The 11,972-nt window shown below is 64.9% G+C and carries 10 protein-coding genes; 8 read left to right on the top strand and 2 right to left on the bottom strand.

Annotated features, from left to right (window positions below; genetic code table 11):
* Positions 1-129: 129 nt before the first annotated feature.
* Together QMK22_RS14080 and QMK22_RS14075 are read left to right on the top strand one after the other, a co-directional pair.
* The gene (locus QMK22_RS14080) at positions 130-1,830 is read left to right on the top strand and encodes a sensor histidine kinase (protein ID WP_283498278.1); all 1,701 of its coding nucleotides are present in this window, start codon (positions 130-132) and stop codon (positions 1,828-1,830) included.
* Positions 1,823-2,521 (top strand): response regulator, encoded by a 699-nt coding sequence (locus QMK22_RS14075; RefSeq protein ID WP_283498277.1) that lies wholly within the window; start codon positions 1,823-1,825, stop codon positions 2,519-2,521. Before QMK22_RS14080 ends, QMK22_RS14075 begins: the two co-directional genes overlap by 8 nt.
* Before the next feature lie 24 nt (positions 2,522-2,545).
* On the opposite strand, the gene sepH is transcribed toward QMK22_RS14075, so the two are convergent.
* Positions 2,546-3,721, bottom strand: coding sequence for a septation protein SepH (gene sepH, locus QMK22_RS14070; protein ID WP_283498276.1), 1,176 nt, complete (start codon positions 3,719-3,721; stop codon positions 2,546-2,548).
* Between the two features lie 199 nt (positions 3,722-3,920).
* On the opposite strand from sepH, the gene QMK22_RS14065 reads away from it, so the two are divergent.
* Positions 3,921-4,214, top strand: a complete 294-nt coding sequence (locus tag QMK22_RS14065) for a DUF4193 domain-containing protein (RefSeq protein ID WP_283498275.1) — start codon at positions 3,921-3,923, stop codon at positions 4,212-4,214.
* Between the two features lie 124 nt (positions 4,215-4,338).
* On the opposite strand, the gene QMK22_RS14060 is transcribed toward QMK22_RS14065, so the two are convergent.
* Positions 4,339-4,791, bottom strand: coding sequence for a DUF3093 domain-containing protein (locus tag QMK22_RS14060; protein ID WP_283498274.1), 453 nt, complete (start codon positions 4,789-4,791; stop codon positions 4,339-4,341).
* Between the two features lie 38 nt (positions 4,792-4,829).
* Between QMK22_RS14060 and dut the strand changes: the two genes are divergently transcribed.
* The 5 genes from dut to dxs all read left to right on the top strand — a co-directional run bounded on the left by dut (position 4,830) and on the right by dxs (position 11,960).
* Entirely contained in the window at positions 4,830-5,348 is a 519-nt protein-coding gene (dut, locus tag QMK22_RS14055; RefSeq protein ID WP_283498273.1) for a dUTP diphosphatase, read from the top strand.
* 35 nt (positions 5,349-5,383) lie between these two features.
* Complete coding sequence (locus tag QMK22_RS14050; RefSeq protein ID WP_283498298.1) at positions 5,384-5,974, top strand: DUF3710 domain-containing protein; 591 nt, start codon at positions 5,384-5,386, stop codon at positions 5,972-5,974.
* Positions 5,975-5,989: 15 nt separating this feature from the next.
* Entirely contained in the window at positions 5,990-6,820 is an 831-nt protein-coding gene (locus QMK22_RS14045; RefSeq protein WP_283498272.1) for a DUF3159 domain-containing protein, read from the top strand.
* Between the two features lie 210 nt (positions 6,821-7,030).
* The gene (gene acnA, locus QMK22_RS14040) at positions 7,031-9,877 is read left to right on the top strand and encodes an aconitate hydratase AcnA (protein WP_283498271.1); all 2,847 of its coding nucleotides are present in this window, start codon (positions 7,031-7,033) and stop codon (positions 9,875-9,877) included.
* A 133-nt stretch (positions 9,878-10,010) separates the two neighbouring features.
* A complete protein-coding gene (gene dxs / locus QMK22_RS14035) occupies positions 10,011-11,960 on the top strand; it encodes a 1-deoxy-D-xylulose-5-phosphate synthase (RefSeq protein WP_283498270.1) in 1,950 nt (649 codons plus the stop codon).
* Positions 11,961-11,972: the final 12 nt, after the last annotated feature.

The following is an 11,972-nucleotide window of genomic DNA, read 5'->3' as shown; positions in this document are numbered from 1 at the left end:
GGCCACGTTCATGGTGCGTGGCCAGCCCGGCCGGGCACAACTTGTGGCGTTACTGAACGTTGTGTAGCTTATGGAGGCCACCAGCGGAGGAAAATTTCGGTTTGGCCAGCCGATGAGGGACTATCTTCTATGGCCAAAGACGACTCCCGGACACGACCGACCGCCGTAGCGGTGCGTGCGCTGCGCCATCGCGGCACGGGCATCCGTTCGAGCCGACTCAGCCTCACCCGTCAGCTCCTGCTGTTTCAGCTGAGCCTCATCGCCCTCGTTTTGGTTGCCGTCACGGCGATTTCTTTGGAACAAGCCCGCGGCAGCTTCGAGAGCGGGGCACGCCGACGTATGCTGACCGTCGCCGAGTACACCGCCGCCAACCCGCTCGTGCGCAGCCTGCTCGACAGCAAGGCGGTGCCGCAACAATTCTCCATTCCGGTCGAGGCTCTGCGCATCACGATGGGCGTCGATCAGCTGATCGTAACGGATGCCGGCGGCCACATCCTTGCGTCCCCGGCCGATCCGCAGCTGCTGGCGACTAACCTCGCCATCGATCCCACGCCGGACGAGTCTGATGCCGGCTGGTCCGGTGTCGCTCCGATCGGCGTGAACGACTACGTGGTCGCGCAAGTGCCGGTGCTCTCGGACTCCGGGGTGGTGGTGGGCACCGTTGTTTCCGCCCGGCAGTTTCCCACGGTGGACGTGTTGCTCGCGAGTGCGGCGCCGAACTTGATCACCTATGTGGGGGTGGCCGGGGTGCTCGGTGTGGTCGGTTCGTTGCTGTTGGCCGCCCGGGTGAAGCGGCAGACCCTCGGTCTGGAGCCGGAACAGATCGGTCGGTTGGTGGAGCACCGTGACGCCATGATCCACGGCATCCGCGAGGGGATGATCGCTGTAGACGCCGACGGTGTGATCACACTCGCCAACGACAGCGCGCGTACCCTGCTCGGTCTGCCCGCTGATGCGGAAGGCCGGGCGATCAACACGGTGGGCCTCGATGACGCGGCGGTGCGGGCACTGCGCCAACAGGACGGCGGCGAGATTGACGCGGTGTTGGTAAACCGTGGGGTGCTGCTCGTGCTCAATCAGACGCTCATCCACCCGCCGCGGTCGCTGCCGGAGGTCGTCACGACCCTGCGAGATCGCACCGAATTGGTGACCCTGCAGCATGATCTCGGCAGCAGTCGGCAGGCCACCGACACCCTGCGGGCCCAAACCCACGAGTTCGCGAACCGCCTGCACACCATCTCGATGCTGATGCAGCTGGGCGACACCGACGCAGCGGTGGAGTACGTCGACGCCGTTACGCGTGACCGCACGGACCTCGATAACTCGGTGCTGACCCGGCTGCAGGAGCCGGCGGTCGCCGCGCTCGTGATCGCCAAGACGTCACTCGCTCGCGAACGCGGGGCGACGCTCGTGCTCTCGGACGACTCGGTGCTGGCCCGGGTCGACGCTGAACTCTCGACCGACCTCGTCACCGTCATCGGCAATCTGGTCGACAACGCCCTCGACGCCGTGGCGGGGACCCCGGAGCGCACGGTGCGCCTGGACTTGCAGACACTTTCTGGATCCGCTGCCGTGCGGGTCACGGTGCGGGATTCGGGACCGGGAATCGACGTCGCGCTCCTCGACCGGGTGTTCGAGGTTGGGGTGACCAGCAAGTCGGCGTTGGCGGGGGGAGACGCCCACGGTTACGGGCTCGCGATTGTGCGTCTCGTTGCGACGCGTCGTGGGGGAACGGTTCGATACCGGGCCGAAGACGGTACCGTTTTCGAGGCCGTACTCCCGCTCGTGGCAGCCCGGTCGGCCGAGCAGGAGGAACAGACCCGTGTGTGAGGTGCTCGTCGTCGACGACGATTTCATGGTGGCGCGTGCCCACGAACGTATTGTGGCCAAACAACCCGGCTTCACGGTCGTCGGCGTCGCGGCGACCGGATCTGATGCGCTCGCGCAGATCGCCGAAAAGTGCCCGCGCCTTGTGCTGCTCGACATGTATCTGCCCGATATGACCGGCCTCGACGTGATCCGCCGGGCGCGCGAAGCTGGGCTGGATGTGGACTTTCTCGTGCTCAGTGCCGCACGGGAGGCCGAGATGGTCACCGCGGCACTGCAGGGCGGAATCGTGAGCTACCTGCTCAAACCGTTCAAAATCACCGAACTGCAGTCGCGGTTGTCGGGGTACGCCGAACGGCGCCGGCTCTTGGGCCGCCGCGGTGATCTGAGCCAGAGCGATCTGGACCAGGCCCTGGGGCGCGCATCCGCTCCACCGTCGGCAGAGCCGGTGGCGACACTGCCCAAAGGCCTGAGCAAAGAGACGGTAGCCCTGGCCGCTGCCGCCCTGAAAGCGGCAACCGTGGGCCCCGCGCGCGATCTGGCCGCATCGGAGTGTGCCGAACGACTCGGGCTGTCCCGGGTGGTGGCACGAAAGTACCTGGAGTACTTCGTCGATTCCGGGCAGGCATCCGTGAGCTTGCGCTATGGGCAAACCGGCCGCCCGCAGCGGCGCTATGCCTGGCTAGCCAGCTGACGACAGGTGCGAGCCCGCGGCGGGTCAGCCCAAATCGTCGTCGGTGCGTGCGCCGAACACGATCTCGTCCCAGCTCGGCATCGACGCCCGGCCGCGCTTGGCTGTCGTGCGCCCGTGGCTGGTACGTTCCTGCGCCCGGGCAGCCTGATTAGCCCAGACATTCCCGGTGGGTTCAGGCGTGGTGGCGGGCGCCGCACTGGACTCATCCGTGACCGTGACCGTGGCCTCGGGCGGCGTGGCCCGACGCGGTCGCAGTGCTGCCGGCGATTGCCCGCCGGTCTGCTGTTCGTGCTGCTGGCCAGCCTGCTGTGCTGCAGCGGACGCCGTCGGTTTAGCGGCCGCATCGGTACTGGATGCCGCCTCACGTTCGCCGCGGCGACGACGCAGGGATTCCAGGAGGTCGGCCGTTTCGCTCATGTTCGAGGCCGGCTCAGCGGCGCGCTTGATGGCCGCTTTCGACACCGCGTCGTCCCGGTTCAGTGAGCGAGAGTACGGAACAGCCTCGAGGTTCGGGCTGGTGTCGTTCAGGATCTCGTCGGCGAGCGATTCCTTGAAGTTGAAGGCGTTGCTGTCAAAGCGGGACACGTCGGCGACGCTGGTCTCCGACCCGACCGCGCGTAGGCGTGGAATGAGTGAGCCCTTGAGCTCACCCTGCTGCGAAAGCGCAACGGCCTCGCTGCCGACGGGCGACAGGGAATTCTTTTTCGGTTCGAAACCCCAACGGGCATCGTGGTCGATTTCGTCGGCGGTGAACGACAACTTCACAATCCAGCCGCCGCCGGGCTCTTTCCAGCTAGCCCAACGTTCTCCGGTCGCGCCGAGCGAGGCCAGGCGTTCACGGATGACGCTGCCGAAGTTGACGCTCTCGTCGATCGGGTCGGGATCGATCGCGGTGTGCACCGGAACGCTCAGCGCCGACGAGACGATGTATTCCCGTTCGGCAACGACCGGACCCTCAAATCGACGCACATAATCCAGGGACGCCCCGGTGACCGCGGCTACGTCCTCGGCGGACATGCCGGAGCGAATGTGCGCCTGCACTTCCCGCGGGGACAGCTTGGGCGCGTTGACACGTTCCGTCTGGGTTTGGCGAAGCCGGGACTGAAGAACCTCGTCGATGGCGATTCGATACCGATCGCCATCTTCGGACGCTGCGAGCAGCGCACCGTTCTCAACCCCAATAACCTTCAATTCCTGCATGAAGACAAGCCCTCTCGCGATTACCGTTGGCTGCAAGACTGCCACGGTTGGTACCGATTTGCGGGAATACGCCGGGCGTGCCGCAAGTTGTTTCTTCATGTCCGAACACGAAGGTTGGCGGACGGTTTGCTATTCCGTCTGGATTGTTGGAAACTGTGCCCGCCGATTTCGTTTATCGGCGTAACTGAAATGGATGGGCATGGCAACCGATTACGACGCACCCCGAAAGACTGAAGACGACTCTGAGTCGATCGAGGCCCTCAAGGAACGTGTGCCAGACAAGATGTCCGGCAGCGTTGATGTCGACGACTCCGACAACCCCGGTGGGTTCGACCTTCCGGGTGCCGATCTGTCCGACCTGGACCTCGATGTCGTCGTTCTGCCCCCGCAGGCCGACGAGTTCACCTGCGTGAATTGCTTCCTCGTGAAGCACCGCTCGCAGATGGGCCACGAAACCAAGCTCGGTACCGTCTGCCTGGAGTGCGACTCCTAAGACCCGCACGATTCAACCAGCACGATGTTTGATCAGCACCTGTTTGATCAGCACCTGTTTGTTCAGCACCTGTTTGATCAGCACGGTGTCTGACCAAACAGGTGCTGAACAAGCACCATCTGATTTAGCCCACGTTGGCCGTTCGCGATTCATTGATCGCGGCGGCCAACTCTGTGGGGTGACGGCTGGAGATGATCCAGTACGGCGCCGGATCGGTCGCATCGACGATCGGTACCCGCACGACCGGGTCGATCCAGCCCCGGATGAGCAGCCAGGCGCGGGCATCCAATCGGGGTCCGCGTTCCTGGGTGGCTTCGGACTTGGCAAAGACCGTCGCTTCGCCGAGCAGGCGGGTCGAGATTGTTGCCGGTCCGGCAACCAACTCGCCGTTCTGCACGCGCACGACCGGTGCGGCCAGGATGAGCAGCAGCACGCAGCCGCCGTACAGCACGGCGGCCGTGACGATGCCGGCAAAGAGAGAGATCGGTACGAGCACGAGAATGCTCGCTGGTATCACCAGAGCGGTGACGATGAAGGCCCAGGCGTTGGGCCACAGTTTTTCGCGGTAATCAGGCATGGCTCTATTCGATCAGATATCTGCACTACCCTCGACACGTGGCAGAAAGCGTCGAAGTACTGATCCAGGCATCCATCCTCCCGAACTACGCACACCCCGGTGATGCCGGGGCAGACCTGCACGCGGCCGAAGCGCTCGTGCTCGCCCCGGGAACCCGTGCACTTGTCGGCACCGGCGTGTCGATCGCCCTTCCCGACGGATATGCGGCCTTTGTCGTTCCCCGAAGCGGGCTCGCCGTCAAGCACGGCATCACCATCGTGAACTCTCCCGGAACGGTGGATGCCGGCTACCGCGGCGAAATCAAGGTCGCCCTGCTGAATACGGATCCCCGCGAATCGTTCACGATCGCGATCGGCGATCGCATCGCCCAGCTCATCGTGATGCCCGTCGTTCGCGCCACGTTCATTGCCGTTGACAAGCTGCCCGGCAGCCAGCGTGGCGAGGGCGGGTTTGGTTCCACCGGCGTTCTGCCGCACGCTGCAGGCAACACAGGCAGCGTCCCCAACCACGCATCAGTGCCGGGCGCAGCCGCCCCGCAGACAGGAGATAACCGGTGAGTGACATCACGAACCCGGCGGAGTTCCCCGCCCCCATGCCGAAGTCGGCGCCCGACGACCGTGAAGCCGAGGGCCCGTACGACGAGTCAGAGGCCAACCCGGTGCGGCCCTACGTCGACCTCGGCGGAATCAAGATTCTTCCGCGTGAAGGATTGCACCTGCGCCTCGAAATCGAAGAGGGCAGCAAACGCGTTGTGGCCATCGGCCTGGACTTCGCCGGTTCCACCCTGCAGGTGCAGCCGTTCGCCGCGCCGCGCTCGAGCGGACTGTGGCACGAGATCCGCGACCAGATCGCCGACCAGATCGGCAAGCAGGGCGGCACCACGACGCCTCGTGAGGGCCCGTTCGGTCCCGAACTCGTCGCCGAGATCCCCGTCGCAGCCGGCCAAGAGGCCGGTGGAGTCACCCGTCTCGCGCGCTTTATTGGCGTTGATGGCCCGCGCTGGTTTCTACGCGGGGTCATCGCCGGCGAGGGTGCGATCGACCCGGCGGCCGCAGCGCAGATCGAAGACCTGTTCCGCAGCATCGTCGTGGTGCGCGGCTCCACCCCGATGCCGCCGCGGGACCTCATTCCGCTGCGCATGCCGGCCACGCCGGCCGGCGCCAGCGAGACCGCCCCGGCCTAGGTTGCAGCGCACCTCATGACTGACGCACGCGAGCCCGACGATTCTCGACCCGATACGACGCCTGCGTCGGCCGAGCCAGGGCCGGTGCCCGTGGAGGGTCAGGACAATCCCGACCAACCGAGCCCGACCGTGTCCGGTGTTTTTGCCGAATCCATGGCGGGCGCGGCCCGGCGTGCCGGATTCAGTTCGGCGACCGACGGTGAGGCCATTAACAGTCAGGCGCTGCTCGCGGCGATGGGGGGCGTCCGTGGCCTGATTGAGGCCGTGCTGCCGGGATTGGTTTTTCTGGTCACCTACTCGCTCACGATCGACCCGAACAGCCCGGCGACGATCGCATCTCTGCTGCCCGCGCTCATCGCCCCGCTCGTGCTCGGCGTGATCTTCGTCGCCCTGCGCGCTGTGACGCAGCAAACGGTCGCGCCCGCCATCGGCGGCCTGATCGGCACCGGAATCAGTGTGGCCCTGGCGCTGTTCTCGGGAAAGGCTTCGGGATTTTTCATCGTGGGTCTCTGGACCAACTTCGGCTACGGCGCCGCCCTGCTGGTCTCCGTCTTCGTGGGTTGGCCGCTGATCGGGCTGGCCGTGGGCTTTCTTATGGGCGACGGCACGGCTTGGCGGCAGGATCCAGCCAAGCGTCGGGTCCTGAGACTTCTGACGCTGTGCTGGGCCGGACTGTTCATCGCCCGGCTCGCCGTGCAGTTGCCGCTCTACCTCGCCGACAACATCGAGGTACTCGCCACGATGAAACTGCTCATGGGCATCCCGCTCTACGCGCCGCTGCTCGTGGTGTCATGGCTCATGGTGCGCTCGGTATATCGCAAAGCGGATGCCGCAGACGCGCTCTAAGCGACCATTCTGCAGCGCTCCCGCCCTGCTAGAGTTATCTTGACGTCAAGATAGTTGCTCGGTGATGATTCGCCGACGCGACTCGATGGAAAAGGGCAGCCCCCGGCATCCGCTGGTTAGGCTTGCCTTGCTGGCACGAGGTCGTGGCAGCGCACAAGAATTGAGGATTGCCGCCGGTATCCCGTCGGCTCCCACAACGGAGAGGGCATTGTGTCGGATTCAACAAATACCGCGGTTAATAGCTTCGGAGCCAAAGACACGTTGCGCGTCGGTTCGACGGACTACGAAGTCTTTCGTCTGGACGCGGTCGACGGCTACGAGAAGCTGCCATACAGCCTGAAGGTGCTGCTGGAGAACCTCCTGCGCACCGAAGACGGCGCAAACATTACCGCCGAGCACATTCGTGCCCTCGGCGCGTGGGTACCCACCGCGGAGCCCGACACCGAGATCCAGTACACGCCGGCTCGCGTCATCATGCAGGACTTCACCGGAGTTCCCTGCATCGTCGACCTCGCCACCATGCGCGAGGCCCTCGTCACGCTCGGCGGCGACGCGAAGAAGATCAACCCGCTCGCCCCGACCGAAATGGTCATTGACCACTCCGTCGTCGCAGACCTGTTCGGCACCCCCGACTCCTTCGAGAAAAACGTTGAGATCGAGTACGAGCGCAACGGTGAGCGCTACCAGTTCCTCCGCTGGGGCCAGACCGCGTTCGACGACTTCAAGGTGGTGCCGCCGGGAACCGGAATCGTGCACCAGGTCAACATCGAATACCTGGCTCGCGTCACCATGACCCGTGAGGTGGGCGGCGTACTGCAGGCCTACCCGGACACCTGCGTCGGCACCGACTCACACACGACCATGGTCAACGGCCTCGGCGTGCTCGGTTGGGGCGTCGGCGGAATCGAAGCCGAAGCCGCAATGCTCGGCCAGTCGGTTTCCATGCTCATCCCCAAGGTTGTCGGGTTCAAGCTCTCCGGTGTCATTCCGGCCGGCGTCACCGCAACGGATGTCGTACTCACCATCACGCAGATGCTGCGCCAGCACGGCGTCGTCGGCAAGTTCGTTGAGTTCTACGGATCGGGTGTGGCCTCCGTGCCGCTCGCCAACCGCGCCACCATCGGCAACATGAGCCCCGAATTCGGCTCGACGGCCGCCATGTTCCCGGTCGACGACGTCACGCTGGGCTACCTGCGCCTCACCGGCCGCAGCGAAGAGCAGGTCGCGCTGGTCGAGGCGTACTCGAAGCTGCAGGGACTCTGGCACAACCCCGATCAGGAGCCGATCTTCAGCGAGTACCTCGAGCTCGACCTGTCCACGGTCGTTCCGTCGATCGCCGGACCGAAGCGTCCGCAGGACCGCATCATCCTCTCCGAGGCAAAGAGCCAGTTCGAACGCGACCTGGACAACTACGCCAACGCGCCGGTCTCCCTCGTGGACGCGGCACTAGAGGGTACTTTCCCCGCTTCCGACCCGCTGGGCCTCACCCCGCAGGACGAGCAGACCGCGCACGAGCACACCTACGAGTGTGGTGTGGAGCGACACACCAGCCACCCGACGAAGTCGCACCCGCAGCCGACCGACGTCACCCTGGCCGACGGCCGTGCGTTCACGATCGACAACGGCTCCGTGGCCATCGCCGCGATCACCTCCTGCACCAACACGTCGAACCCGTCCGTGATGCTCGCAGCAGGCCTGCTGGCCCGCAACGCGAGCCTCAAGGGACTCAAGAGCAAGCCGTGGGTCAAGACCACCCTCGCTCCCGGTTCCAAGGTCGTCACCGAGTACTACGCGAAGGCCGGCCTCAACGGCTACCTCGAAGACCTCGGCTTCTACCTCGTCGGCTATGGCTGCACCACCTGCATCGGCAACTCGGGCCCGCTCGAGAGCGAAATCTCCACCGCCGTGCAGGAGAACGACCTGGCCGTCACCGCCGTGCTCTCCGGTAACCGCAACTTCGAGGGGCGCATCAACCCCGACGTGAAGATGAACTACCTGGCCAGCCCGCCGCTCGTCATCGCCTATGCCCTGGCCGGCACGATGAACTTCGACTTCGACACCGACTCGCTCGGCACGGACACCGAGGGCAACGACGTGTTCCTCAAGGACATCTGGCCCGACGCCGACGAGGTACAGAAGACCATCGACGAGTCCATCAACTCGAACATGTTCGAAACGCAGTACGCCGGTGTCTTCGACGGCGACGAGCGCTGGCAGTCGCTCGAAACTCCCGTTGGCGATACCTTCGCTTGGGACGCCGAGTCCACCTACGTGCGCAAGCCCCCGTACTTTGACGGCATGAAGCTGGAAACCACTCCGGTGGTTGACATTGCGGATGCTCGCGTACTCGCCAAGCTCGGCGACTCAGTCACTACAGACCACATCAGCCCGGCCGGTTCGATCAAGGCTGATGGTCCTGCCGGTCGTTACCTCGCCGAGCACGGCATCGCTCGTGGCGACTACAACTCCTACGGCTCGCGTCGTGGAAACCACGAGGTCATGATTCGCGGAACGTTCGCGAACATCCGTCTGCGCAACCAGCTCCTCGACAACGTCGAGGGTGGATTCACCCGCGACTTCAGCGTCGCTGGAGGCCCGCAGGCAGACATTTATGATGCCAGCCAGAACTACCAGGCCGCCGGAACGCCCCTCGTCATCTTCGGTGGCAAGGAATACGGTTCGGGTTCCAGTCGTGACTGGGCAGCCAAGGGTACGAGCCTGCTCGGCGTCAAGGCCGTCATCGTGGAGAGCTTCGAGCGCATCCACCGCTCGAACCTCATCGGGATGGGCGTTGTACCCCTGCAGTTCCCGGTCGGCCAGAGCGCCGACTCGCTCGGCCTCGATGGCACCGAGATCGTCTCGATCTCCGGCATCACCGAGCTGAACAACGGTAAGACCCCGAAGACCGTGCACGTCACCTGCGTCCCGAGTGAATTCTCGGCCGCCGGCAAGGCACCGGTCGAGTTCGATGCCGTCGTGCGCATCGACACCCCGGGTGAAGCGGACTACTACCGCAACGGTGGCATCCTGCAGTACGTGCTGCGCTCGCTCGTCTGAGCTAGCACAGGGCGCGGCCTTCGCCTCGCTCCACCAGTATGATTCCGGCGCGTAGACTCGATTTATTCGGGCCTACGCGCCGGTTTGGTTTCGAAAACAGTTTCATGAACAGACGACGTGAAAGGTGTGACGGATGATCCTTCTGGAGACAATTCATGGTCCCCGGGACCTCGATGGTCTCTCGAAAGAGCAGTTGCCGCAGCTGGCGAAAGAGATCCGCTCCTTTTTGGTGCGCGAGATTTCAAAGACGGGCGGGCATCTCGGGCCGAACCTCGGCGTGGTCGAACTGACCATCGCCATCCACCGGGTCTTTCACTCACCGACCGACGCGATCGTCTTCGATACCGGCCATCAGTCCTACGTGCACAAGCTGCTCACCGGGCGTCAGGATTTCAGCAAACTCCGCCGGGTGGACGGCCTCGCCGGTTACCCGCAACGCTCGGAGTCTGAGCACGACATCGTCGAGAGCTCGCACGCCTCCAGCTCGCTGTCCTGGGCGGACGGCATTTCCCGTGCCTTCGAGATCACGGGCCAGAAGGACCGGCACGTGGTCGCCGTCGTCGGCGACGGAGCCCTGACCGGGGGAATGACCTGGGAAGCGCTCAATAACATCAGCGATGACAATACGCGCAAGCTCATCATCGTGGTCAACGACAATGGTCGCTCCTACGCACCCACCATCGGCGGCATGGCTCGCTTCCTCAACACCGTGCGCACTCGAGCGAGCTATCGGGATGCCTACCTCACCAGCAAAGACGTCTTCGACCGTTTCGGTGCGCCCGGACGAGCGCTCTGGCGCGGTGCGCGCGGTGGTCTGCACGGTTTCCTCGCCCGGGTCACCAACAACGAAGCCCTGTATTCAAACCTCGACATCAAGTACATCGGCCCGATCGACGGGCACGATGTGCACGCCATGGAAGAGGCCCTCGCCCAGGCCAAGGGCTACGGCGCGCCGGTCATCGTGCACGCCATCACCCAAAAGGGGAAGGGCTACGACCCGGCCGTGCAGGACGTCGCTGACCAGTTCCACGCGGTCGGGCAGATTGACCCGGAAACCGGCGAATCCGTGGAAGAGCCGGGCGCGGCATCCTGGACCAGCGTCTTCGCCGACGAATTACTGCGCCTGGCCACCGAGAACGAACGGATCGTGGCCATTACCGCAGCGATGCTCCGGCCGACCGGGCTGCACAAAATGGCCGAACGTTTTCCGGCCCGCGTGCACGACGTGGGAATCGCCGAGCAACACGCGGTGACCAGTGCGGCCGGGCTCGCCTACGGGGGACTGCACCCCGTCGTCGCGCTATACGCCACCTTCATCAACCGCGCCTTTGACCAGGTGCTCATGGACGTTGCCCTGCACAAGGCCGGCGTGACCTTCGTACTGGACCGCGCGGGCGTCACCGGGCCGGACGGACCCAGCCACCACGGCATGTGGGACCTCGCCATTTTGCAGGTCGTGCCGAACATTCGGTTGGCCGCACCGCGCGATTCCGTGCGCCTGCGCGAAGAATTGGCCGAGGCCGTGATCGTCGACGACGGGCCAACCGTCTTGCGCTTCCCCAAGGGCAGCGTCGGGCTGGAGCTTGATGCGATTCGTCGTCTCGATGACGGCGTTGACGTGCTGCAGGAAGCGACCCAGCAAGACGTGCTGATCGTCACGGTCGGACCGATGGCGGCGATGGGCCTTGACGTGGCGGACCGGCTCGCGGCGCAGGGGATCGGGGCGACGGTCGTTGACCCGCGCTGGGTCGTTCCGGTGCCCCAGAGCATCATTGCCCTCGCGGCGGCACACCGCATCGTCGTCACGATTGAAGACGGCATTCGGGTCGGCGGAATCGGCACGCGGATCCGGCAGGACCTGCGTGAAGCCGGCGTCGACACGGCGGTGACCGAACTCGGCCTGCCCGACCAGTTCCTCGACCACGGCACTCGTGCGCAAATTCTGGAACGGGTCGGACTGACCCCGCAGGCGATCGCTCGCGACGTTGTGGCCATGGTGCTCGGCAGCAAAATCCCCAACGCCCGGCCGCTGCCGGCCAACCACACCGACACCGGCGCCATCCGCGTAACCCGCCGAGACTAGCGTCTTCTTCCA

The sequence above is a fragment of the Cryobacterium sp. PH29-G1 genome (assembly GCF_030063365.1).
Classification (GTDB): Bacteria; Actinomycetota; Actinomycetes; order Actinomycetales; family Microbacteriaceae; genus Cryobacterium.
The sequence above is the reverse complement of the archived record's forward strand: the minus strand, read 5'-3'. Positions and strand labels throughout refer to the sequence as shown.

Excerpts from the sequence above, each read along its gene's own strand:
- QMK22_RS14080 (WP_283498278.1), top strand. The coding sequence starts at position 130 with ATGGCCAAAGACGACTCCCGGACACGACCGACCGCCGTAGCGGTGCGT.
- sepH (WP_283498276.1), bottom strand. The coding sequence starts at position 3,721 with ATGCAGGAATTGAAGGTTATTGGGGTTGAGAACGGTGCGCTGCTCGCA.
- QMK22_RS14065 (WP_283498275.1), top strand. The coding sequence starts at position 3,921 with ATGGCAACCGATTACGACGCACCCCGAAAGACTGAAGACGACTCTGAG.
- QMK22_RS14060 (WP_283498274.1), bottom strand. The coding sequence starts at position 4,791 with ATGCCTGATTACCGCGAAAAACTGTGGCCCAACGCCTGGGCCTTCATC.
- QMK22_RS14050 (WP_283498298.1), top strand. The coding sequence starts at position 5,384 with ATGCCGAAGTCGGCGCCCGACGACCGTGAAGCCGAGGGCCCGTACGAC.
- QMK22_RS14045 (WP_283498272.1), top strand. The coding sequence starts at position 5,990 with ATGACTGACGCACGCGAGCCCGACGATTCTCGACCCGATACGACGCCT.
- dxs (WP_283498270.1), top strand. The coding sequence starts at position 10,011 with ATGATCCTTCTGGAGACAATTCATGGTCCCCGGGACCTCGATGGTCTC.